This window comes from Bacillus sp. JJ1773, from assembly GCF_036962035.1.
In the GTDB taxonomy this organism is placed as follows: domain Bacteria; phylum Bacillota; class Bacilli; order Bacillales; family Cytobacillaceae; genus Cytobacillus.
This window is the reverse complement of sequence record NZ_JBALNX010000033.1, coordinates 17,682-41,040: the sequence shown is the minus strand read 5'-3', so window position 1 is coordinate 41,040 and position 23,359 is coordinate 17,682. Positions and strand designations below refer to the sequence as shown.

The window sequence follows — 23,359 nt, the reverse complement described above, 5'->3', positions numbered from 1 at the left end:
CATGACTGCACAAATGGGTGGAGCCTTCTTGCAAAAAAACAGAGCCAAAAAGGCTCTGTTGAAATCATTGTAAAAAACTTATTCTGCTGCTCCTGATCGTCCAGCGCCAAACAGACGGTATGCTCCATGCATCGTTGGCCCCACGTATTGATTTAATTTAAAGCCATGATTAATAGCTGCCGTAATGAAATCTTTTGCTGTTTCAACGGCTTCAACAACCGTTTTGCCTTTCGCAAGCTCTGCTGCAATGGCAGATGCGAATGTGCAGCCTGCCCCATGTGTGTAGGTTGTGTTGACCAACTCAGATTCCAAAAGCTTGAATTCCTTTCCATCGTAGAAAAGGTCAACGGCTGTAGGATGGTTTAGCTTGCTGCCGCCTTTGATCACTACATATTTTGCCCCAAGTTCATGGATTTTCACTGCGGCTTCCTTCATATCGTCCACTGTTTTGATTGGTCCTGTTTTTGCCAGCTGCCACGCTTCAAAAAGGTTAGGTGTCACAACTGTTGCGCGAGGGACAAGAATGTTTCTTAACGCATCCGCTGTTTCAGGGTGAAGAACTTCATCTTCTCCTTTACAAACTAAAACTGGATCAATCACTACTTTATCTAATTGATTCTCATCAATTGTTTTGGCTGCAAGCTCAACGATCTCGACTGAACCAAGCATACCTGTTTTCATTGCATCGATTCCTGTTGAAAGAATCGTTTCAAGCTGAGTCTCTAGAGTGTTGAGAGCAATTGGAAATACGTTATGGTTCCAATTGTTTTTTGGATCCATCGTTACGATAGTAGTAAGAGCTGTCATTCCATATACGCCAAGCTCCTGGAATGTTTTAAGGTCAGCCTGAATTCCTGCACCCCCGCTCGTGTCTGAGCCAGCAATTGTTAGAACTTTTTTCATTGTCATGTGATACCTTCCTCCCAAAATTCAGGTTTCGATTTGATTAAATTTATCCATTTTTAATTATAGCAATAATTATTATTAGCTGAAACTTTATTGTTATAGGCTTTTATTTCCAGTCCATTTTCTCTATTATAAGCTTAGGTGATGAATAATGAGGAGAATTTTATATATAGAAGATGATTTGGAGATTGGCAGCTGGGTAAAAGAAGATTTAGAGCAAAGGGGATTTAAAGTTGAATGGTTAAAATCGGGTGATGGAGCTGAAAAAATGGTATCAGAACATGACCTCGTAATATTAGATGTTATGCTGCCGGGTCTTGATGGCTTTACGATTGGCCAGCGGCTGAAAAAGGAGTCGCCGCAAATTCCAATATTAATGCTCTCAGCCCGCACGGCAGTTGAAGATAAGCTGCATGGCCTCCAATTTGCTGATGATTACTTGACCAAGCCATTTCATCCCGATGAATTGGCTGCACGAATTGAAGTATGCTTTCGAAGATCGGGGCTTTCACTCACCAACGAGCTAAACCTTGGACATATAAGTGTAAACCTTTCAGAAAATAGAATTTTGGACAGCCGCTCTGGAGAGGAAATTGTATTGACCGGCAAGCAATACCAAATTTTCATGCATTTTTTGAGGCACCCGAACCAGATTTTAACGAAAGAACAAATCTATGAGGCGGTTTGGGGAGAACCTTATATCGAAGGGGATAAGACGCTGATGGTCCACATCCGTTATCTTCGGGAAAAAATTGAAAAGAATCCAAGCTCGCCAGAAATCATTGAAACGATTAGAGGAATTGGCTACCGGGTGAAGCAATGAAACTAAAAAACTCGTTATTGAACCAATATTTACTAATCGTTTTGTTTGCGATTATGATTGTGCCTATTTCCTTTCCTATCGTTACGATGGTGTTCTACCTCCCGTACAGTGATGAAGAACCGAACAAATATCAAAATGGGACCGATCTAGAGAAAATGTGGCATGAAGCTGCACGAAGCTTGGCTGGCGCCTCAGACGAGAAAATAAATGAAAAGTTACAGCAAATCCAACATGAATTCGATCAAGCGAGTATGTTCTGGGTCGATGAAACGGGACAAACGAAATTAACACTACCTAAGGATATAACGGTTCCTTCATCATGGTCCCCGTCCTATACGATTGATTTTATGAAAAAAAGTCGTGGATACGAGGTGGATCCTTTTACCGTAGTGGCCTTAATTGGTGAAAATAAAAATGAAGGCTTTATGGTTCTGCAAGTCCCGAGGTCGGCAATGACGGTAAGAGGACGGCAAATCCAGGAAGATTATAGTTATATCATTGTTGTTTTGATCTTTGCGATATTAGCGATTTTTATTTTTATCTCATGGATTTTCTTTTACAAAATTAGAAAGCGGCTTTTACGGCTTCGGCAGGCTATGTCGAGCCCGGCTGAAAATGGGATTCCCGATCCAATCAGTGTAGAGAAAAAGGATGAAATTGGGCAGCTGGAAGGTTCGTTTAATGAAATGATTCATCAGCTTGAAAGTAGCCGTCAGCGTGAATTGGAGGAAGAAACGCTAAGAAGACAGCTGATTGCCAATCTGTCTCATGATTTAAGAACCCCTCTTACTACGATTAGAGGACATGCTTACAGCCTAAAGAAGGAGCCGTTAAGTGCACAGGGGAAGGAATCCCTTGATTTGATTGATAATAAGATTGGGTATTTAAGCCAATTAATAGAAAACCTTCTTTCCTATACATTGTTAACATCAGGAAAATACCCTTATGATCCAAAGAGGGTGGATATCGTTCGCCTAGTGAAAACCTCTTTTGCCGCCTGGTACCCTGTTTTTGAACATCTTCATTTTGAGATGTGCATTGATCTTCCTGAGAGGACCTTTTATTGGGAAATCGATTCGCAATGGCTGGAGCGGGTGTTGGATAATTTTTATCAGAATGTCCATCGGCATGCGAAGGAAGGGAAGTATATTGGGGTCAAGGTTGATGCAGAACTGGAGCAGATCATCATTGAAGACCACGGCTCGGGAATGAGCGGGGAATCAACCGGGAAGGGTGCTGGAATCGGGCTTTCCATTGTGTCGCTGATGTTGAAGGATATGGGTCTTGAATGGATTGCGAAAACAGGAGAAAAAGGAACAATTATTCGAATACAGAGGAAAAATTGAGGAGCCGACTTATTTTATGTCGGTTTTTTTTTTGAATGATAAAACTTTGCGTAGGGAGAGGTTTAATGTAAGAGTTTTGGATCTTCTCATCGGAAAACCCTAACATAGAAAGGTTCAATGTGATTGTTTTGGGCTCCCTCAACGAAAAACCCTAACATAGAGGTTCAATGTGATTGTTTTGGCCTCCCTCAACGAAAAACACGAGTATTCGTACAAGAAAAGTGAAGCTATCATTTTTAAACCAATTTTAAACTTCACCACACCTTTGATTTAACCGTGTTTGGTTAAGATTGTTTATGAGGTGATCATGATGAGTGAATTTATTATTGAAACGAACCAGTTAACAAAGAAATTTAAGAACCGTTATGCGGTAGAAACGGTGAATCTTCAAATTAAACAAGGAGAGATTTATGGATTTCTAGGTCCAAATGGAGCTGGAAAAACAACGACCATCCGGATGCTTCTGGGATTAGCAAAACCATCATATGGCTCCATTCGCATTTTTGGAAAGGATATGAAGAAGGAAAAGCTTTCTGTGTTAAAAAAAATAGGGTCATTAGTGGAGTATCCATCGTACTACGGGCATTTAACAGCTTATGAGAATCTGGAAGCGATTCGTATTTTACTAGATGCTCCGAAGTCAAGAATTGAAGAGGTTCTGCGCATCGTCCGTCTGTCAAAAGAAGCGAAGAGACCAGTTAAGGGGTTTTCGCTTGGAATGAAGCAAAGGCTCGGAATCGCGGCTGCTTTATTAGGAAATCCGGAATTGCTTATTTTAGACGAGCCAACAAATGGGCTGGACCCATCTGGCATTCTAGAAATCCGCGAATTGATCAAAAGCATGCCAAAAGAGCATGGAATGACCATCCTCGTATCGAGCCATTTGCTATCTGAAATCGACCAAATGGCGACAAAGGTTGGGATTATATCAAAAGGGAAAATGATTTTTCAGGATTCAATCGAAACGTTAAGGCAAAGATCGCAAAGCAAAATTTCCTTAAAAGTTAATGATACGGAACAAGCGTGGAGAATGCTTTTATCAAAAGGCATCCAGGCTGAGATGGAAAATAAGCAATTATATTTGCCGTATTCATCTGATTCGTATGTTTCTACTGTCATCCATGAGCTTGTGAACAGTCGCTTTTCTGTGTACCGAGTTCAGGAGGAGAAGAAATCGCTGGAGGAAATTTTCCTGGAGCTGACTGGTGGGGAGGCGAGCTTGTAATGTTGAAAAGCCTCTTTTCTGACTTCATCAAAATAAAGCGAAAAATGATTTGGTTTCTTATTTTTCTTGGACCATTTGGGGTTGTGGTGCTGGAAGCGGTCAACTTCGGTTTAAGATATGATTATTTAACAAAGCGCTATAAAGCGGATTTATGGGGAGGACTTATTGGGGAAGCGAGCTTTATGGCAATACCGGCCCTTATGCTTGGGTTGACGATCATAGCCTCCATGATTGCGGGCATTGAGCATCAAACGAATGCCTGGAAGCAGCTGCTGGCATTGCCCATTTCAAAATTTCGTGCTTTTACAGGGAAATTCGTCATTACGGCAATTCTATTATTCTTGTCTAGTACTTTGCTGTTTATCGGGGTGATTATTCTAGGAATAATCTTGAAATTTGGGACGGATATTCCGTATGTAAGCCTGCTAAAAATGGCTTATTTCACCTATTTCGCAGCTATGCCGTTTATTGCCTTTCAGCTTTGGCTGTCTATTATAATGAAAAATCAGGCGACCCCATTAACGATTGGGATTCTGAGTACCATTGTTTCAATGGGACCCTTTAAATTCCCTGATTGGTTTCCATGGAACTGGCTTTATTTGAACGTTAGCTGGGGAACCCCGATTTACTCCACACTGGCTGGATTGGGGCTAGGGATCCTTATTTACTTAATGGGCATGTTAGATTTTGGAAGAAAGGATGTGCAATAAATGGGCAAAGTGTTAAGAGCTGAATGTTTAAAGCTGCGAAAATCATCTATTTGGATGTTGATTTTTATTAGTCCGATCCTAGCTTCGTTGACAGGTTTTGGTGAATTACAAGCTGAAAAAACCTATCAATATGAAATGACTTTAACCTTTATGGTGTTTCTGCATGCATTAATTTTTCTCCCTTTACTGACCGGTGTCTTTTCAGCCTTTGTTTGCCGGTTCGAGCATGCAGGAGGAGGCTGGAAACAGCTTCTAGCTATGCCTGTTTCAAGAGGCAATGTCTATATAGCGAAATTCATCATCGTGATGGGGTTACTGGCACTGACTCAAATTCTGTTTACGGGAGGGCTTTTGCTCATCGGGCAGCTTAAAGGCTTTGAAGCAGCTATTCCATGGAAAATCATTGCATCTAGCGTAATCGGAGGCTGGGTTGCCTGTATGCCGCTTGCTGCTTTACAGCTCTTTGTCTCAACTGCCTGGTCAAGCTTTGCAGCACCACTAGCGATTAATGTGATTTTTACATTGCCCAATATTTTAATCGTGAACTCAGATAAGTTCGGTCCTTATTATCCGTGGGCACAGCCATTTCTGCTGATGATGCCTGGCTCAGGAGAAAGCTTTGGCGCGTTGAATGTACCGCTCGAAACATTGTTTATTGTTGTCTTCGGCAGCTTGGTATTGTTTTTTGCATCAGGCTTTACCTATTTTCAAAGAAAAGAAGTCTAGCATCCTTCTGATTGGGAGGATGTTTTTCCTTCTATGTTGTGAATTTATAGCCAATTCCCCGAACCGTTTGGATAAAAGGGTAGTCTGAGTATTGGGCAATTTTCTCACGAAGGTTTTTAATATGCACATCGACTGTGCGTTCATTAATTAATTTTTCTTCTTTTTCGTATATGAACGAAATGATTTGTTCTCTTGTTAATACTTGATCGGGATGTGTCATGAAAAGATAAAGCAATTTATATTCAAAGAGAGTGAGGTCAAGTGGTGCATCTATAAATTTAGCCATGCCAACGATCGGCTTGAGAGTAAGCCCACGATAGCTGATTTTACTGCAGCGGTTCGCAGTTCTTCTTAAAACCGTTTCAATTCGGGTGGTTAATTCCTCCAAACTAAAGGGCTTTGCCATATAGTCATCTGCACCTAATTTTAATCCGTCTATTCTTTCTTTTTCACTATGCAAGGCGGAAAGAATGATGATAGGTACATTGCTGTTCAAATCCTGACGAAGCCAGATGCAGATTTCTTCTCCGCTTAATCCGGGCAGCATCATATCAAGGATAATAAAGCACGGGTCATACTTCATATACTGCTCCTTTGCTTCAAAGCCGTCCGCCGCCTCAATAACTTCAAAGCCTTCTCTTTGCAAGGACAATTTGATTAACCTTCTAATTCGTTCCTCATCATCAATAATCAGGATGGTTTTTCCTCTAAGCTTATTCATCAAAAAGTTACACCCCTTTCTCAATCTCGTATTAATTATATAGAAATGAGTCCTTCATTTGAGAGAGTCCGAGATTTATTCACAAAAATAACAAAAACCCGGCAAAGGTGCCTGGCTCCGCGATACATTATCTAGTGTCAAATGAGTGGTGTAGCATTCTAGATATTTGTACTGTTGTGGAGCCTGGCGCTTGATAGGCTACTTTTTCGCTGTGCTATCCTTCTTTTTCCCGGCAAGGGTTTCGTATGCAGCATCGTCTGGGGCATCTCCATTTGGCCAATCATAAATTTTATCCGGGAAGTCAGGTCGCATTTGGGCATTAATATAGGCCGCTAGATTCATAGCTTCCTCATCAGTAAGAGAGCCTTGTGAGTAACCCTCAACTTCCGCCTTGGGCATATATTCTTTAATAAAGCCTGCGGCTGTTCTTAGTCTAGCCATCCCAGCTCCGATATTGTATGAATCGTCACCCCAAAGAGCTAGAGGTGTACCCTGACCGCCATTTTCGCCGTGGCAGGTAATACAGGCTTTATTGTAAAGCTCTCGGCCTTCTTCAATGTCGACATTTTCAATATCGGCTTCCGACCTATTTAACTTAGCCCAAGGTCTTTCTGTTGTGCCATCAGGGACATTTTGCGAAATATAATCGTAGAACGCAACCATCGCTTTCATTTCCTGTGAATCCTTTGGCAGCGGCTTTCCATTCATACTTCTTTTGAAACACCCGTTGATACGATCTTCAAGTGTAACCTCTTTCCCGGCCCGAGGATTATACTGCGGGTAGGTTTTTGAAATTCCTACTAGGTCTAGGGAACCCCCATATCCTCCGTTGGCATGGCAGCTTGCACAGCTTAAAGTGTTTCCGACATATCCGTCCAATGCGGTGCTTGTATCAGTTGCATACTTGTGGCCGAGCTTAATTAATTCGCCCTCTTCTCCCTCAGGTACATCGTCTAGGCTTGGCGGGGCATACGGATGCTTAGGGGTATTTTCAGCTTGTGCCTGACTTGGGTTTGAAAGCTGTGAATCTGCAGCTATACTTTTATCAGAATCTTTCACAATAAAATAGGTCATCGTGAAGCCCAATACTAATAAAGAAATAATACCTAGAACAGATGATAGAAACAGCTTATTCATCCTATTTTTCCTCCCTTATTATGAATTCGCCCTCAGTATAAATTGGGTTTGTTAAGATTCGGTTAATAAACACGGAATTATAATTTGAACGTTTTGTGAAGACACAAATCATTCAAATTATAAAAACTTGAAGGATTAAGAAATACATGCCTGATGCGAAAGCAAAAGGTATACTAAAGAGAAGAAGTGAGAAAATGGATGGATAGGAAGCTAGGGATTTCAAGTGTTAATCCTATTGAATGGGCAGGTGAGGTCATGCAGGTAACAGGGATCATCATGGCGGGCGGCCGTTCGAGCAGAATGGGGACGAATAAGGCGCTGTTGCCCATTGGTGGTAAAACAGTAATAGAAAGAATTGTCCAGGAGTTAAGTAAGATTGTCTCAGATCTGGTGATTGTCACAAATACGTTTGAGGACTATCAATTCCTAGGGCTTCCAATGGTTCAGGACCATTGGAAGGACATGGGGCCGTTGGCTGGAATCCATGCAGGATTAAGTGCCTCCAGTACAGAAAAAAATCTAATCGTGGCGTGTGACATGCCGTTTATTTCTTCTCAGGTTGGAGACATTTTGTTGACCTTTTTAGATGATTATCAAGTCGCTGTCCCTGATGTTTCAGACCAGCTTCATCCATTGTTTGCTGCCTACCGGAAGGATACTCTTGGGGAGGTCCAGCAATCCCTGCAAAATCAGGAGCTGCGAATCAGGCAGTTTTTTAAACATACTAAGACGAAGTACGTTACAGAAGCATGTCTTCAGAAGCATCACTACCATTATCAGGAGCAGCATTTCTTTAACATGAATCACCGGGAAGATTTTGAAAGGGCTTTAAAAATGGAGGGGGATTTTAATCGGAAATAGAGGCTTCCTCTTTGGAATTTGTCCGAAAATTTGATATGTTGTTAGTAACAAACTTTAACGATAAATTGAGATTAAATATGTAGTTGGGGAGGGGATTACTTGAATTTTTACGAGATTTCTAAGGAGCCGATTGTCATTCAAGAGGTGATTGATAAAGTGGTCCAGCGTGAAGCGGGGGCGATTACGACCTTTATCGGCACAGTACGAGAATTAACACATGGAAAAAAGACTTTGTACTTAATTTATGAGGCCTATGAAGCGATGGCAGTTAAGAAGCTTGAACAGATTGGCCATGAAATAAAGGAGCGCTGGAGCGGGGCTGAGGTTGCGATTACTCATCGTGTCGGGAAGCTTGATATTACTGATATCGCAGTCGTTATTGCGGTTTCAACCCCTCATCGTGCAGATGCTTATGAAGCAAATCGATATGCGATTGAACGGATTAAGGAAATTGTTCCGATTTGGAAAAAGGAGCATTGGGAGGATGGAGAGGAATGGATAGGCAATCAGCTTGAAACGGTTGCTTATCCAAAAGGAAAACCGGAGGAGAGTGACTTACATGAATAAAATTTTGTTTTTTGCTCATTTGCGTGACGCTGTTGGGGAAGAATCTGTGGAATTGAACGTGAGCGGCAGAACCGTTGCCGAGTTGAAACAGATAATCTCTGAAACATATAAGTCCGTTAATCTGGAAAATGTGATGACAGCTATTAATGAAGAATTTGCTTCAAATGAAGAAGCTATTCAAGCTGGGGATACTGTTGCGTTTATTCCTCCGGTCAGTGGAGGCTGATGTTTTATGGATGATCGATACTCCCGGCAGACCCTGTTTCCATTCATAGGGAAAGAGGGGCAGGAGAAAATCCATTCCAAGCATGTATTAATGATTGGAGCGGGTGCTTTAGGTTCAGGCAATGCTGATATTTTAACAAGAGCGGGCATTGGAAAGCTAACAATCGTTGACCGCGATTATGTGGAGGCCAGCAATCTGCAGCGGCAGCAGCTTTATACAGAACAGGATGTAGAAGAGAAGCTTCCAAAGGCGGCAGCAGCTGCACAACGTTTGAAAGCCATAAATTCAGACGTTAACATTCAAGCCTTGATTGCAGATGCGAATCCGGAAATGATGGAGGACCTTGTACAAGGTATAGATTTAATCATTGATGCAACGGATAATTTCGAAACAAGAATGATGATTAATGATATCTCACAAAAACATAATATCCCATGGATCTATGGGGGATGTGTGGGGAGCTTTGGCATGAGCCTGACCATTATCCCTGGAAAGACCCCTTGTTTGAATTGCCTGCTTAAAACTATTCCTATTCAAGGGATGACCTGTGATACGGGCGGAATCATTGCACCGGCTGTCCAGATGGTCATATCACACCAAGCTGCAGAAGCTATGAAAATTCTTGTAGAAGACTGGAATGCTGTTAGAACTTCCTTCGTCAGCTTTGATTTATGGAGAAATCAATATACGAGTATGAAGGTTTCGAAAGCAAAGGATAAGGGCTGTTTATCGTGTGGGGAAATGAGAACCTACCCATATCTCGACAGCGAAAATATGATGAAATCAACGGTCCTTTGTGGAAGGGATACCGTGCAAATTCGTCCGCCAAGACAGCAGCAAATTCAGTTGGGTGATTTATCTCGTCAGTTGAAATCCCTAGGTTATCAAGTGAAGGGTAATCCTTATTTACTTTCGGTTGAAATGGAGGAGCAGCGTCTCGTTATTTTTAATGATGGCCGGGCGCTCATCCATGGCACGAAGGATTTAACACAGGCTAGAGCGATTTATCAGCGTTTGCTTGGATAATGAACCATTAGCTAAGTTTAAATGCGGCTTTTAAAAGATAGGCATAAGGATAAAGGAGGGGTCCTATTCTGTAATGGGTAGGCCCCTTTTTAAGGTCCTATTTTAGCGTTTTCTACATCATTCGCCTTGTTTCACGTGAAACAGACAGGTTTTGGCAGAAGTCGCCCTAAATGTAGTGTAATCGAAAATTCATTTGCTATCATGTATAATGTAGAATGATTAATTTGGAGAATGAAAATGATGGCAAAGAGAGTCGATTGTTTTAAGTGTAAATATTTCTATGTAACGTGGGATCAAAGATTTCCTAAAGGCTGTAGAGCTTTTCAATTCAAAACAGCAATGCTTCCTTCCATGGAAGTTTTGCGTGCATCGGGACAGCCGTGCATGCGTTTTGAAAGAAAGGGAGATAAGCAGGGGACTTGATGTTGCCCCATTTTTATAAGTTTAATGTGAATGCTAAGGAGTGATTGTGTTGAACATTTCCGTCCAGCAGCTTTTAGGAAAGATGGAAAAGGAATTGAAGGAAGCAAAGGATAGTTCAACAACGGCAAAGCTGCGGGAAAGGATTCATGCGATTAAATCGTTATGTGAATTAATTCTCGATGAGCCGGCACAGGAAAAGGGAGAATCTTCTTCAATAAGTTCTTACACGGCGCCAGCCGTCCAGCACGTTCAGCCAGCCTCCATCCAGCAGCCGAAGCGAATGGAAATGGATGACAGTGCTAATGGGGAATCGCTATTTGATTTTTAAATCTAGAGGCTTTTTAGGAAGTCAGAAGACAGAGGTGAGGGAAGTAGAATGAAACTATTTATCATTATAGGGGCTTTAAATGCCTTTTTATCTGTGGCTTTGGGTGCATTTGGAGCCCATGGTCTTGAAAAAGTGGTGGAACCGAAGTATCTGGAAATTTGGAAGACAGGTGTACAGTATCAAATGTTTCATGCTACAGGCCTATTAGTTATTGGGATATTGCTTGGTAAAATGCCGGCAAATGCTTTATTATCCTGGTCAGGCTGGATGATGCTCATCGGGATTATTCTTTTCTCAGGGAGCTTATATGTTTTAAGTGTCACCCAAATCAGTGTCCTTGGCGCTATTACACCTTTAGGCGGGGTATCCTTTTTGGCGGCCTGGGTGCTATTGATTATAGCTGCTGTGAAGTATTTATAAGTGTAAACCAAAAGAAGCTTTGACTAGTTTGTCAAAGCTTCTTTTGGTTGTAGATAAGAAAGTATAACTTTACTCGAGTTAGAGAACTGTCTAGCTCCAGCGCCTACCCCCTCGAGGTCACAAGCCAATCCTCCCAGAAAGGCAAAGAACACCTTTCCGTGAGGATTGTCTTGTGCTTGTCGGGGGTGGGCAAGGCGCTTCCGCTTTTCGTAATCATCTAGGGCTAAATTGCGATAACATTCCAGGTGGTGTGAAACCTGGGTACTCGTATTCGATTTCTTCGGAGAATGTCACATAATCTACATACACCATTGGAATTAAGAATCTCATGCCTGATTGAGGATCGCTTAATATGACATGGTCTCTTCCAGCGGCTTCGATTATTCCTTCAAACTTTTTCGCATTCCACTCTCTATTATTCTCAAAGGTTGCATAAACGGTGACAAGCTTTCCTTTGTTTAAGCGCAGAATGTTCTCGATATAAGATTGTTCAATCGGAAGCATGCCAGGTACCTGCGGGCCAGTTGTTTGTGGGTTCATTCCAGTTGCTTGCGGAGGAAGCATCCCCCCAGTTGGCATCATCCCCATTGTTTGCTGAACTGTTGGCATTGGTGGCATGACAGGATGGGCACTCATTGAAGGCTTTTGTCCCGGCACACCTACCATAGGCTGCTGAAACCCATAATAAGGTGTTCCATATGGATTAAAACCTGATTGACTCATTTTTTCCCCTCCCAAGCTTAAAATAATTCTAATAAAGTTAAACAGCACCCCATTTTAAGAACTGTTATTCAAAATGGCGATGTGAGCGGAGCTATGTATCCCACTTAAATATGTGAGCTCCCACTCTATTTCCTTCATAAAAAAGAACCTTGAAGCATCGCAGACTTTTTTCCTCAAGGGAAGTGTAATCATAATTAATAGATTGTCAGAGATTTTTCCTCATAAATGCCTTGAAGGAAACTAGGAAAAATTCATAATAAGGATTGGATAACCACTCACTAATTCATAAGTATGTTCATGCTTGTTCCTTTATGCTTTTTTGAATAAAAAAGAAGAGCCTCAATAGGAGGAGGGGAAAAAGGAGGATTATATTAAAAAAATACTCCTAGATCAATTATCTAGGAGTTAAAACAGTTAATTGACATGCAGCAGCTTGCCAATTTGATTTTCTTCAAGCAGATTTCCAACGTAGAAAGAGCCAAATTCGCCATAGCGTGCACTTACTTCGTCAAAACGCATTTCATATACAAGCTTTTTGAATTGAAGTGCATCATCCGAGAATAGCGTAACGCCCCATTCATAGTCATCTAAGCCAACAGAACCGGTAATGATTTGTTTCACCTTACCTGCATATTGGCGGCCAATCATTCCGTGGCTGCGCATCATATTGCGGCGATCTTCCATCGGAAGCATATACCAGTTATCATTGCCCTGGCGGCGTTTATCCATTGGATAGAAGCATACATGCTTCGCTTTAGGCAGAATAGGATATAGGCGGGCAAGTATTTCTGGACTTTGGTAAGGGTCCTGATCGGAAGGCAAGTAATTGCTTAATTCCACAATGGACACATAGGAATACACAGGAACCGTATATTCAGCTAGTTTCGTTTTATTGAATTCATTTTCAATTTCATTTAATTCCTCTAAAGTTGGTCTCAACACCATCATCATAAAATCGGCTTTTTGGCCAACAACTGTATATAATGCGTGGCTGCCTTTTTTCTCACTCTGAACCCCATTCCATTTATCAACTAGGGTTACAAATTCATGGATAGCTGCTTGGCGCTCATCACTAGAAAGCATCTTCCAAGACGTCCAATCAATAGCACGGAAGTCATGTAAACTATACCAGCCCTCGAGCGTTTTTGCTGCTTCACTCATAACTATCACTCCTATTATGTAATAAGAAAATTACACCATTACTATATCACAGTTTCTCCAATTAACCACTTTATAAAACTTGAAAAAGGAAAGGAAGACCGAATAGTATGGCGAAATTGTGGATACTTTGTTAAAGGAGGTAAATTGGAAGAATTGAATTTGACGCTAAAAGAGCCAAGCATTAGATTAAAATAGAGGATTAATTTTTTCCAGCAAAAGGAGAGTTAGTAATGATAGATTTATTTAGAAAGTTACAGGAAAAGGTCAAGGGGAAGAATGTAAAAATCGTATTTCCGGAAGGGACGGATAATCGAATTTTAGCTGCTGCGGGGAGACTTGCGGAAGAAAAAATTCTGACGCCTATTTTAATTGGCCAGATTCAAGAAATTGAGGCAAAGGCGAAAGAGATGAATCTTTCTCTGGAGGGAGCGGAAATTTACGATCCGAGTCAATTTGAGTTAGTAGATGAAATGGTTGCTGCTTTTGTAGAAAGAAGGAGCGGAAAAGCTTCAGAAGCGGATGCGAGAAAAATTCTTCTGGACGAAAATTACTTCGGAACGATGCTCGTGTATATGAATAAAGCGGATGGACTTGTAAGCGGGGCTGCCCATTCAACGGCGGATACTGTTCGTCCGGCATTACAGATCATTAAAACAATAGAAGGTGTGCGGAAAACATCAGGTGTTTTCATTATGGTTCGGGAGGATGAAGAGTATGTTTTCGCGGATTGTGCTATAAATATTGCTCCGGGCAGTCAGGATTTGGCGGAGATCACCATTGAAAGTGCTAGAACAGCGAAAATGTTTGGTATTGAGCCGCGAGTAGCGATGCTGAGCTTTTCAACGAAGGGATCAGCGAAGTCGCCAGAAACCGATAAAGTTATTGCGGCTGTTGAAGAGGTAAAAAAACGGAATCCGCAGTTATTAATTGATGGAGAGTTTCAGTTTGATGCGGCATTTGTCCCATCTGTGGCTAAAAAGAAGGCACCAGATTCACCGATTCAAGGAGATGCGAATGTTTTTATTTTCCCAAGCTTGGAATCAGGAAATATCGGCTATAAAATTGCTCAGCGTCTTGGAAGGTTTGAGGCGATCGGCCCTATTTTACAAGGGTTGAACCAGCCAGTTAACGACCTTTCCCGCGGATGCAATGAAGAGGATGTCTATAAACTAGCCTTAATTACTGCGGCACAGGCATTGAGAGATTGATTAGGCTAGGATTGAGGGCCGGACTTAAGTCCGTCTCTTTTTTTTCGATATTGTTGCTGATATAATGTGCTTGGCTAATAAATGTTAGTGTTATATGAAAAGGATTCGCTCAAAAGGAGAACCACTATATGAATGACTTATTACAGCAAGATCAATGGAGAGTGATTGATCAATCGTCAGCAGCCGTCCATTTGCCTGCTTTATATTCATTCGGAATGGATGATACCCTCTGTGCATCGGTTGGGAGCGGCATGGCACCTCCAACGGCAAGGGCTTGGGTTCACCGTGATACGGTTGTATTAGGCATCCAGGATACAAAGCTCCCTTTTCTGGAAGAGGGTATCCGCTATTTGCAGAATGAGGGTTATCGCGTCATCGTCAGAAATTCTGGCGGATTGGCTGTTGTTTTGGATGAAGGGATCTTAAATTTAACTCTAGTTTTTTCAGAAAGTGATAAGGGCATTGATATTAATCGGGGCTATGATGTGATGTGGATGCTCATTAAGGAAATGTTTTCTGATTTTAATAAAGAAATAGAGGCAAAGGAGATTGTCGGTTCCTATTGTCCGGGAAGCTATGATTTAAGTATAGGCGGGAAAAAGTTTGCCGGTATTTCTCAAAGGCGCCTGCGAAATGGGGTGGCCGTGCAGATTTATCTTTGTGTTCATGGAAGCGGGAGTGCTCGTGCTGCCCAAATTGAACGTTTTTATGCCATTTCCAAGAAAGACATTGAAACTAAATTCCTTTTTCCAGAAATAAAGCCTGAGGTGATGGCTTCTTTATCTGAATTGCTGGGGCAAAGTCTTTCGATTCAGGATGTTATGCTTCGGTTTTTACAAGCATTAAAGAATCGCTCTAAACATTTATTTTCAGGTGAACTGCAGGGTGAGGAGATTTTGCTATTTGAAGGGTATCACCAACGTATGGTCGAACGTAACGAAAAGGTGCTTGGATGAATATGAGAAAGCCGTAACAGAGCGTTACGGCTTTTTTAAAAATAATCGAGGATGTAATTCCTTCTCCTGCTCCCAAAATTGGAAGTTTTATATTTATATTTATTCTGCTAATTTCTCGAGGTTCCCGTTTCGGTCCATCTTGAACTTAGTTGCTGGTCTTTCTTCTTCCTCAAAGAGGACGAGTTTGCGGGCACGGTTCATAATCTTCATTAGCGTCTCGTAATCTTCTTGGATTGTTTCCGAATTTTCTTCGAGCTGATTAATCTTACCCTCTAGCTCTTCGTTTCGGCTCTTAATCTGTGCATTCTCTCGCTTCAATCTTTCATTCTCATTTCTCAAAATATCTAGTTGAATACTCGAGTGTTTTAAAGATTGTAAGTAAGTGATGATGCGATCGAGATTTAAATCAGAATCTCCTGTTAAAGCTCCGCCTGTGTAGCTTGGTTTCTCCACATAGACAGGAATAGGGCTTGCTTCGATAATTTCCATTGATTCATCCTGTTCTGCAGGTGCTGATAACATCATTGCCGCAGCAGGTACGGCTTCAACCTCTGAAATGGCTGGTGCAGGCGGCGAATAGAGCAGCTTTTTCTTTCCGTTTTGTTCTTTTCCAAGCAAGCGCTGCCTTTGCTTCCGCTGTTTTTTAGCGAGCTGTAAAGCCTTTTCGTATTGATGCCTCACTACTGCATTCCAGCGAAATCCACAGGCCGCAGAAGTTCGGTCGAGGCGGTCCCCCACTTCTTCAAAAGCATTTAATTGCGTACTTCCTTCTCTTACATGTCTTAAAACGGTTTCAGCTAGTAATAAATCATTTTCTTCCGTCCATGCATCCTGACGAACTTTCATTTCTTCAACTCCCAATTCATTTACATTTTTTAATTCTTAATATAAGGATGGACATTTCAGAAGAAAAATATACAAAGTGAATTAAAAGGATAGTAGATTTTTTTATTTTTTCAATAGATAGGTATTCTGAACACTTTAGATTCATATGTTTATTAGCCATTTGTCAGTGCTTAAAATAGGCGACAGCTTGCATTAGAAGGAAAGAAGCTGTAAAATACAGCAAGAGAAAAGAAAAGGGGAAGCGCAGGTTCAGATAGTTTTATACTCGAATGCTGCAGGACCCTCGATGATTAAAATTTCACCTTTATCTTAATTTCAGGCGGCATTTGCCCCGTTTTGTATAAATATTTTTTAAGATAGACCATAGAAAGGGTTGTAATAAATATGGCAAACGAATTTCGTGTTTGCGACGATTGTCAGGGTGTTAATTTAAAAACCTTAATTCCCCGTTTGAAGGAAATAGATCCAGAAGCGAAAATCGAGATAGGCTGCCAATCTTATTGTGGACCAGGCCGAAAGAAAACATTTGCCTTCGTCAATAATCGTCCCCTCGCTGGGTTAACAGAAGAGGAATTAATGGAAAAAGTTAATAAAAAGCTTAAGAAATAAAGTCACCTTAAAGATCGCCTTGAGGTGATTTTTGTTTTCCTCGCTATAACCCGCCTACATCAAGGATTTCGTCGAATTCTGCAGAATTAGCAGATTTTCTGTAGTGAATTGCAGAAGGAAACGGGCTATAATAGAGACACATTAGAAAATCGGAGGTAAATGATGGCATATCCGGTGGAGAAGTTACGTGAAGAAAAGGTATTTAAAGACCCTGTCCATCGCTATATTCACGTGAGGGATCGGGTAATCTGGGATTTAATTGGGACAAAGGAGTTTCAGCGCCTTAGACGAATTAAGCAGCTCGGGACTACTTACTTAACCTTTCATGGGGCTGAACATAGCCGATTTAACCATTCCTTGGGGGTTTACGAAATTATTCGGCGAATTGCCGATGATGTTTTCCACGGCAGGCCGGAATGGAATGAAGATGACCGCCTCCTCTCCCTATGCGCAGCCTTACTCCACGATTTAGGACATGGCCCATTTTCCCATTCATTTGAAAAAGTCTTTGACCTCGACCATGAGTACTATACAAGAGCCATCATTCTCGGAAAAACAGAAGTCAACCATGTTCTTTCAACCATAAGTGCTGATTTTCCTATGAAGGTTGCTGAAGTCATCGCGAAAACGTCAAAAAACAAATTAGTCGTAAGCCTTATTTCCAGTCAGATCGATGCCGACCGCATGGATTATTTGCAAAGGGATGCCTACTATACGGGGGTCAGCTACGGCCATTTTGATATGGAGCGGATTTTGCGCGTCATGCAGCCGGGGGAAGATCAGGTTGTCTTTAAACAAAGCGGCATGCACGCCGTTGAGGACTATATTATGAGCCGGTACCAAATGTATTGGCAAGTATACTTTCATCCTGTGACAAGAAGCGCCGAAGTGATTTTAACGAAAATTTTGCATCGCGCTAAAGCTTTACATAAGCAGGGCTATTCTTTCAAATCACATCCTTATCATTTCTTTTCGATGTTTGATGGGAAAATTACACTTGAAGATTATATTAAACTTGATGAAGCAATCATTCTTTATTATTTTCAAATGTGGCAGGAAGAAGAGGATCTTATTTTACGGGACCTTTGCCGCCGCTTTATGAATCGCAATCTATTTAAATATGCTGAATTTGATCCTGCAAAGGAATATAAAAAGCTTGCGGAGCTGTCCATTCTATTTCAAAAGGCAGGAATTGATCCTGAGTATTATCTAGTTGTCGATTCCTCTTCCGACCTTCCATATGATTTTTACCGGCCGGGAGAAGAAGAAGAACGGCTGCCGATTTCTTTGCTTATGAAAAATGGAGAAATTCGGGAGCTTTCCCGGGAATCTGAAATTGTCGATGCGATCTCTGGAAAAAGGAGAACCGACCATAAATTATATTATCCAGCAGATTTTCTAAAAGACTTTTCAACGGAACCAGCGATAAAAAAGGACATTTGCAAGCTTCTTGAAATAGACGTGTCACGGTATTAAATGGAGTAGGAGTTGACGTATCTTGTTGAAAGATCATGCTAAAATCATTCATGCCATTGCTGCCTCAGAAGAAATAATTGGACGGAAACGGCTTCAGAAAATGGTATATATCGCAAAAAAACTAGAATTCCCTTTCCAGGAAAGATTTCAATTTCACTTTTATGGTCCTTACTCGGAGGAATTGACTTTAAGAGTGGAGGAGCTATGCAATATGGGCTTCCTCAATGAGGTTAAGGAGAAGAAGGGTGGCTATTACCAGTATCGCTATACATTAACGGAGAATGGCAAGGAGTTCTTGAGCCTTAATGAAGAGGTGACTATGCCCAATCTTCAAGATTGCTTGACTGATATGAACAGTCAAAATGCAAGATTCCTTGAGCTAGTATCGACCGTACTTTTTTTCGAAAATCTGCCGAAAGAAGAAGTACAAGAGAAGATTTTTACGTTAAAAAGCAAGCAGCGCTATACGGAGGAAGAAGTGGAGACTGCTTATCAATATATTGAAAGCTTGAAAGAAAAAGCCGGGCATTGAGCTTGCCCGGCTTTACTGCTGGAAGTAGGGGGACTTGTCGCACCCCTGCACAAATTATTGGTCGCTAAAACGCTTGCCAGCAACAGCGTAATGATTCTTGGACATTTCCTCGATAAACACAACAACATTTTCCTTTGGCGCTCCTGTTGTTTCGCTTACTGCGTCTGTTACCTTCTCAACGAGTGATTTCTTTTGTTCCTCTGTACGGCCTTCTAGCATTTTTACTGTTACATATGGCATGGGGATCTCTCCTTTTTTGTTGGCTGGGGTATTCCGCTTTGATTTTACAGGCGGTTTACCTCAGCTTTTCCTAATGTTTGTAGTTTTTCATATTTCAGAAAAATGTGCAAGTAGTTCGTTCGTTTTCCTTTTATCCTCAATATCGTGTATAATTTTTTTAAGTTGTAATTAAAGGGGTTTTGGCCTTGGAACAATTTTTAGCCTTTAATTTAAAGGAAATTCCTTATGTGGCGATTACGTTAATGATTGCTTTTACCGTTCATGAATTTGCTCATGCGTTTGTCGCCTATAAATTTGGCGACCCAACAGCGAAAAATCAAGGAAGACTGACGTTAAATCCGATTCAGCATTTAGATCCAATTGGAACCATTCTGATTTTTATTGCAGGCTTTGGCTGGGCAAGACCTGTTCCGGTTAACAGATTCTTCTTTAAAAATCCGCGTTTAGCAGGAATTTCGGTATCCATTGCCGGCCCTATCAGCAATCTAATCATGGCGAGCTTAGGGTTTCTTATTTGGTATGCTATGGTCGGAATGGGTGTCGCAGCTGGATTACCATCCTTTGTCCTAGACTTCTTAAATATTTTTATCCATCTCAATTTAGTTTTGTTTATTTTTAACTTAATCCCGCTCCCGCCCTTGGACGGATATCGCATTGTGGAGGATTTAATGCCAAAATCGATTAGACCGCGATTAACACAATATGAGGCATATGGATCGGTCATTTTCTTAATTCTTGTGATCACGCCGCTCGACCAATATACGATTCAGCCAATCTTTCGTTTTGTTTTGCCTGTCGTTGCAGATGGGTTAGCTAACTTCTTTGGTGGGATATTTTTATAAAAGGTTTTTTTGAAAAAAGGAGGAACTACAAGTTGGAAGAAAAAAAGAAGAAAAATATTGGATTCAATATTATTAAGAGTGATCCGACTGACGGACATGGAGGCTTTGGCTCAGGGTCGTTAAGTTTGGATAATGTTTCGCCTGTCATCATTGACGTGGAGGCGGGGGAGGCAACGATTGAAGTGGGTGCGTTGCATGCCCGCAGCCCAGTGGAAAAGGGTATTAAATTCCTGCCCAATAAGGAAGATGTGCCAAATGGAAAGCCGTATTGGCTAATTTGGGTAACGATTGACCGCAAAGAGAAAGGTCCTTATTATGCAGGTGTGACGGCTTGTGAAATGACTGTTGATAGAGAAATTCGCAGAGGCTATAAATCCTTGCCGGAGCATGTAAACCGTATGGATAAATCGATTAAACGCCATATTATGGTTGATCATATGGATGCCAAATCGAAGAAAGTTCTAAGTGATTTTCTGAAAAATCACGATGCCGGCATGTGGGAACGATCTCTACAACAACTGAAGGATGATTTGCAAGAAAATTAAAATAATCTTTTTGATTTATGACGAAATTGTGACAGATTACTGACTAAAATTTCTAACTACTTGCCCAAATCTAATAAAAAATAGTACACTATTTAACAGTGTGAATGCACTGTATAGAACTAGGACACGAAAAACCTCGGGCTTTTTGGCACGAGGTTTTTCACTTTTTTTTGTCGGTTTTTTGGAAACGTTGATTTAGAAAGATCTTATGGAAACACTGGATGGCGGCACCCAAGAACAGGGAAAGATTTAATGACGCCTCTTTGATGATGTTTTTTTATAGGGAGAGATTTAAGGCCATCTCTAATCGCCCTTGTACCTTGTTTTTTCCATAGGAAGGTAGTTAAGACCTCTTCTTATCACCCTTGGCCCTTGATTTTTCCATAGGAAGGGATTTAAGGCCACCTCTAATCGCCCATGGCCCTTGATTTTTCCATAGGAAGGTAGTTAAGACCCCCTCTAATCGCCCATGGTCCTTGATTTTTCCATCTGAAGGTAGTTAAGCCCCTCTCTAATCGCCCTTGTACCTTGTTTTTTTCATAGGAAGGGGGTTAAGCCCCCCTTTAATCGCCCTTGTACCTTGCTTTTTCCATAGGAATGGCGTTAGCCCCCCTCATGATGCCCTTCGACCTCACTTTTCCATAGGAAGGGCGACAAGCTCTCCAAATGCCGACCCCAAATCCGAAGAAGGTTTCCTTCTTTTTACCAATTAAACAATCGCTTATACCAAGGCTTCTTCTCAGGCTGATCTTTTACACCTGGCTTCTCCTCTTGATATAACAAGTGAGCTGTACAATATTCGGTCGGCTCTGTGCCTTTAGCGAAATACGTTAAACGTTTAACAGGGCATTCATCAGTGGCTAATTTGCCGTTTTCCGGATTCACATAGACACCGACTGTTCCTTTTACCGGTTTAAAGCCTTTGACTGGCAACCCCTGATGCGCCTCCTCCATAAAACGAATCCAAATATTTTTTGCATATGATTTATCTGCTGTTTTATGAATCGTTTTTCCCTTGTCAAAGCCGGTCCAAACGGCGGAAACAAGCTGCGGTGAGTAGCCGATCATCCAGCTGTCAGTATCCGTTGAGCCTGATTTCCCCGCGTAGGTCCGAGTCATATCATTAATAACGGATCGCCCCGTGACGCTTGTGTATCCATTCAGTCTCGGGTCAAAAATGCCCGTCATCATTTGGGTCATCACATAAGCTAAATCAGGTCGCAATATAGGAAGTGCCTCTTTTTCCTGCTCGTAAATAATTTCTCCCTTATGATTCTCAACCCTTGTGATTAAGACAGGCGACACTTTTTTTCCGCCGTTCGCAAATATACTATAGGCATTTGCCATTTCGATTATCCGAACACCAGATGTGCCCAGTGCCAGGGAAGGAACTTTGTTCATTTTTGTAGAAATTCCAAATTTCTGAGCTGTGTTTACGAGTGTATCGATTCCTAAGAAAAGATGAGTCTTAACAGCATAAATATTATCTGAAAGGGCTAGTGCTTGAGCCATGGTGATATCGCCATCCGCATATTGGCTGTTAAAGTTTTTCGGTGTATAGTCAGGTCTTTCGTCATCGAATCGGAAAGTGGTTGGCTCACTTCGCATTAGAGAGGAAGGAGTAAATCCATTTTCCAAGGCAGCGTAATAGAGCAGTGGCTTCATAGTTGAACCCGGCTGGCGAATGGCCTGAACGGCGCGGTTAAAAGGACTTTCCGCGTAATCTCTTCCTCCGACCATCGCTTTGACATGCCCGTTTTTCGGATTCATCGAAACCATTCCAACCTGGATTTCAGAATCCTTTGAGATTAATTGATCCACTGTCTGTTCTGCGATTTCCTGCTGCTTCATATCCAAGGTGGTGTAAACCTTTAATCCCCCTAATTCAATGATCCGGTCATCCAGTTTTAGCTCTGTTTTCAATGCTTGGCGAACCGCATCCTGAAAGTAAGGGGCTGTTTTAGCTTTTGTATGGAGATGCTTCCCAACTAAGGTCAACGGTTCTTGCAAAGCAGCTTCAGCTGTCTTTTTATCAATATAGTCATTTTCGACCATCGTGTTTAAAATGATCTTTTGCCGATTTTTAGCATTTTCGATTGATACGAGTGGGGAATAGATACCAGCGCCCTTTGGAATTCCGGCTAAAATGGAAGCTTCCCCAAGAGTTAATTCTCCGGCATGCTTCCCAAAATAGAACTGGCTTGCCGCTTCTGTTCCGTAGGCCCCATGGCCATAATAAATAGTATTTAAGTAGCCTTCAAGAATCTCTTTCTTCGAATAGTTCATTTCAAGCCGAATCGTATAGAAGGCTTCCTTCAATTTACGCTTCCATGTTTTTTCATGTTCAAGAAATAGGTTTCGGGCATACTGCTGGCTAATGGTGCTCGCCCCTTGTACCTTGGCCATTGCTTTAACATCAGCAATGATGGCTCCTGCAATTCTCTTATAATCAAACCCATGATGGGAGTAAAATTTACGATCCTCAATCGAAACGGTGGCATTCACTAAGTATGGGCTAATGTCTGAAAGCTCTACCCAATACCGCTTTTGGCCATTATGACTTTCCCCGATCACGGTTCCACTATCAGAGTAGAATAAGGTTGACTGCGGAACAGCTAGAGGCGGAGGCCCAAGAACCTTAGCATAAAGCAAAATGCCAGCCATGATGATAGCAGCCAGGATAAAACCAATTAAGCTAAAAATAAAGATGGCGCGTAAAACCTTACCAGCTTTTTTGAAACGTTGATTCGTCATAATCTCCATCGTGAAAACCACC

26 protein-coding genes are annotated in these 23,359 nt (G+C 41.6%); 18 read left to right on the top strand and 8 right to left on the bottom strand.

The genetic code is table 11. The features are described 5' to 3' along the window. Positions 1-78: 78 nt before the first annotated feature. Positions 79-909, bottom strand: a complete 831-nt coding sequence (pdxK, locus tag V7127_RS08800; protein WP_335484968.1) for a pyridoxine/pyridoxal/pyridoxamine kinase — start codon at positions 907-909, stop codon at positions 79-81. A 148-nt stretch (positions 910-1,057) separates the two neighbouring features. Here pdxK and V7127_RS08795 point away from each other — a divergent pair, with 148 nt between their 5' ends. The 5 genes from V7127_RS08795 (at position 1,058) to V7127_RS08775 (ending at position 5,736) form a co-directional block, all read left to right on the top strand. Then, on the top strand, positions 1,058-1,729 hold the full coding sequence (locus V7127_RS08795) for a response regulator transcription factor (RefSeq protein ID WP_335484965.1): 672 nt from the start codon (positions 1,058-1,060) through the stop codon (positions 1,727-1,729). Then, the gene (locus tag V7127_RS08790; RefSeq protein ID WP_335484961.1) at positions 1,726-3,075 is read left to right on the top strand and encodes a HAMP domain-containing sensor histidine kinase; all 1,350 of its coding nucleotides are present in this window, start codon (positions 1,726-1,728) and stop codon (positions 3,073-3,075) included. The genes V7127_RS08795 and V7127_RS08790 overlap by 4 nt, the downstream gene beginning before the upstream one ends. A 310-nt stretch (positions 3,076-3,385) precedes the next feature. Beyond that, complete coding sequence (locus V7127_RS08785; RefSeq protein WP_335485181.1) at positions 3,386-4,300, top strand: ABC transporter ATP-binding protein; 915 nt, start codon at positions 3,386-3,388, stop codon at positions 4,298-4,300. Beyond that, positions 4,300-5,010, top strand: coding sequence for an ABC transporter permease (locus V7127_RS08780; RefSeq protein WP_335344706.1), 711 nt, complete (start codon positions 4,300-4,302; stop codon positions 5,008-5,010). Before V7127_RS08785 ends, V7127_RS08780 begins: the two co-directional genes overlap by 1 nt. Then, positions 5,011-5,736, top strand: coding sequence for an ABC transporter permease (locus V7127_RS08775; protein WP_335344705.1), 726 nt, complete (start codon positions 5,011-5,013; stop codon positions 5,734-5,736). Positions 5,737-5,767: 31 nt separating this feature from the next. Here the strand turns inward: V7127_RS08775 and V7127_RS08770 are convergent, their stop codons facing one another. Together V7127_RS08770 and V7127_RS08765 are read right to left on the bottom strand one after the other, a co-directional pair. Then, positions 5,768-6,457, bottom strand: coding sequence for a response regulator transcription factor (locus V7127_RS08770; protein WP_335344704.1), 690 nt, complete (start codon positions 6,455-6,457; stop codon positions 5,768-5,770). A 198-nt stretch (positions 6,458-6,655) separates the two neighbouring features. Beyond that, on the bottom strand, positions 6,656-7,594 hold the full coding sequence (locus V7127_RS08765; protein ID WP_335484957.1) for a c-type cytochrome: 939 nt from the start codon (positions 7,592-7,594) through the stop codon (positions 6,656-6,658). Between the two features lie 198 nt (positions 7,595-7,792). Between V7127_RS08765 and mobA the strand changes: the two genes are divergently transcribed. The 6 genes from mobA (at position 7,793) to V7127_RS08735 (ending at position 11,445) form a co-directional block, all read left to right on the top strand. Then, a complete protein-coding gene (gene mobA, locus V7127_RS08760; RefSeq protein WP_335484954.1) occupies positions 7,793-8,455 on the top strand; it encodes a molybdenum cofactor guanylyltransferase in 663 nt (220 codons plus the stop codon). 99 nt (positions 8,456-8,554) lie between these two features. After that, the gene (locus tag V7127_RS08755) at positions 8,555-9,022 is read left to right on the top strand and encodes a molybdenum cofactor biosynthesis protein MoaE (protein WP_335344701.1); all 468 of its coding nucleotides are present in this window, start codon (positions 8,555-8,557) and stop codon (positions 9,020-9,022) included. Continuing rightward, positions 9,015-9,248 carry a molybdopterin converting factor subunit 1 gene (gene moaD, locus V7127_RS08750; RefSeq protein WP_335344700.1) on the top strand — a complete coding sequence of 78 codons (234 nt, stop codon included), beginning with the start codon at positions 9,015-9,017 and terminating at the stop codon, positions 9,246-9,248. Before V7127_RS08755 ends, moaD begins: the two co-directional genes overlap by 8 nt. Before the next feature lie 6 nt (positions 9,249-9,254). Further along, positions 9,255-10,274 (top strand): MoeB/ThiF family adenylyltransferase, encoded by a 1,020-nt coding sequence (locus V7127_RS08745; protein WP_335484951.1) that lies wholly within the window; start codon positions 9,255-9,257, stop codon positions 10,272-10,274. 472 nt (positions 10,275-10,746) lie between these two features. Continuing rightward, positions 10,747-11,025: a YwdI family protein gene (locus V7127_RS08740; protein ID WP_335344698.1), complete on the top strand. Its 279-nt coding sequence runs from the start codon at positions 10,747-10,749 to the stop codon at positions 11,023-11,025. 48 nt (positions 11,026-11,073) lie between these two features. Next, positions 11,074-11,445 carry a DUF423 domain-containing protein gene (locus tag V7127_RS08735; RefSeq protein WP_335344697.1) on the top strand — a complete coding sequence of 124 codons (372 nt, stop codon included), beginning with the start codon at positions 11,074-11,076 and terminating at the stop codon, positions 11,443-11,445. Between the two features lie 213 nt (positions 11,446-11,658). Here the strand turns inward: V7127_RS08735 and gerQ are convergent, their stop codons facing one another. Continuing rightward, positions 11,659-12,168: a spore coat protein GerQ gene (gerQ, locus tag V7127_RS08730; protein WP_335484947.1), complete on the bottom strand. Its 510-nt coding sequence runs from the start codon at positions 12,166-12,168 to the stop codon at positions 11,659-11,661. A gap of 414 nt (positions 12,169-12,582) precedes the next feature. Next, the gene (gene hemQ, locus V7127_RS08725) at positions 12,583-13,329 is read right to left on the bottom strand and encodes a hydrogen peroxide-dependent heme synthase (protein WP_335344695.1); all 747 of its coding nucleotides are present in this window, start codon (positions 13,327-13,329) and stop codon (positions 12,583-12,585) included. 230 nt (positions 13,330-13,559) lie between these two features. Between hemQ and pta the strand changes: the two genes are divergently transcribed. Together pta and V7127_RS08715 are read left to right on the top strand one after the other, a co-directional pair. Next, on the top strand, positions 13,560-14,537 hold the full coding sequence (gene pta / locus V7127_RS08720; RefSeq protein ID WP_335484944.1) for a phosphate acetyltransferase: 978 nt from the start codon (positions 13,560-13,562) through the stop codon (positions 14,535-14,537). A gap of 128 nt (positions 14,538-14,665) precedes the next feature. After that, positions 14,666-15,493, top strand: a complete 828-nt coding sequence (locus V7127_RS08715; RefSeq protein WP_335344693.1) for a lipoate--protein ligase family protein — start codon at positions 14,666-14,668, stop codon at positions 15,491-15,493. Between the two features lie 99 nt (positions 15,494-15,592). On the opposite strand, the gene V7127_RS08710 is transcribed toward V7127_RS08715, so the two are convergent. Further along, positions 15,593-16,339, bottom strand: coding sequence for an RsfA family transcriptional regulator (locus tag V7127_RS08710; protein WP_335484941.1), 747 nt, complete (start codon positions 16,337-16,339; stop codon positions 15,593-15,595). 384 nt (positions 16,340-16,723) lie between these two features. Here V7127_RS08710 and V7127_RS08705 point away from each other — a divergent pair, with 384 nt between their 5' ends. The 3 genes from V7127_RS08705 to V7127_RS08695 all read left to right on the top strand — a co-directional run bounded on the left by V7127_RS08705 (position 16,724) and on the right by V7127_RS08695 (position 18,956). Further along, on the top strand, positions 16,724-16,948 hold the full coding sequence (locus tag V7127_RS08705) for a DUF1450 domain-containing protein (RefSeq protein ID WP_066296587.1): 225 nt from the start codon (positions 16,724-16,726) through the stop codon (positions 16,946-16,948). Positions 16,949-17,110: 162 nt separating this feature from the next. Then, a complete protein-coding gene (locus V7127_RS08700; RefSeq protein ID WP_335484938.1) occupies positions 17,111-18,424 on the top strand; it encodes an HD domain-containing protein in 1,314 nt (437 codons plus the stop codon). 22 nt (positions 18,425-18,446) lie between these two features. After that, complete coding sequence (locus V7127_RS08695) at positions 18,447-18,956, top strand: YwgA family protein (protein ID WP_335344690.1); 510 nt, start codon at positions 18,447-18,449, stop codon at positions 18,954-18,956. A gap of 54 nt (positions 18,957-19,010) precedes the next feature. Here the strand turns inward: V7127_RS08695 and V7127_RS08690 are convergent, their stop codons facing one another. After that, positions 19,011-19,196, bottom strand: coding sequence for a 2-hydroxymuconate tautomerase (locus V7127_RS08690; RefSeq protein ID WP_335344689.1), 186 nt, complete (start codon positions 19,194-19,196; stop codon positions 19,011-19,013). A gap of 185 nt (positions 19,197-19,381) precedes the next feature. On the opposite strand from V7127_RS08690, the gene V7127_RS08685 reads away from it, so the two are divergent. Further along, entirely contained in the window at positions 19,382-20,038 is a 657-nt protein-coding gene (locus V7127_RS08685; protein WP_335484935.1) for a site-2 protease family protein, read from the top strand. A 32-nt stretch (positions 20,039-20,070) separates the two neighbouring features. Beyond that, complete coding sequence (locus tag V7127_RS08680) at positions 20,071-20,583, top strand: YwhD family protein (RefSeq protein ID WP_335484932.1); 513 nt, start codon at positions 20,071-20,073, stop codon at positions 20,581-20,583. 702 nt (positions 20,584-21,285) lie between these two features. On the opposite strand, the gene V7127_RS08675 is transcribed toward V7127_RS08680, so the two are convergent. Further along, positions 21,286-23,346 (bottom strand): transglycosylase domain-containing protein, encoded by a 2,061-nt coding sequence (locus V7127_RS08675; RefSeq protein ID WP_335484929.1) that lies wholly within the window; start codon positions 23,344-23,346, stop codon positions 21,286-21,288. Positions 23,347-23,359 lie beyond the last annotated feature (13 nt).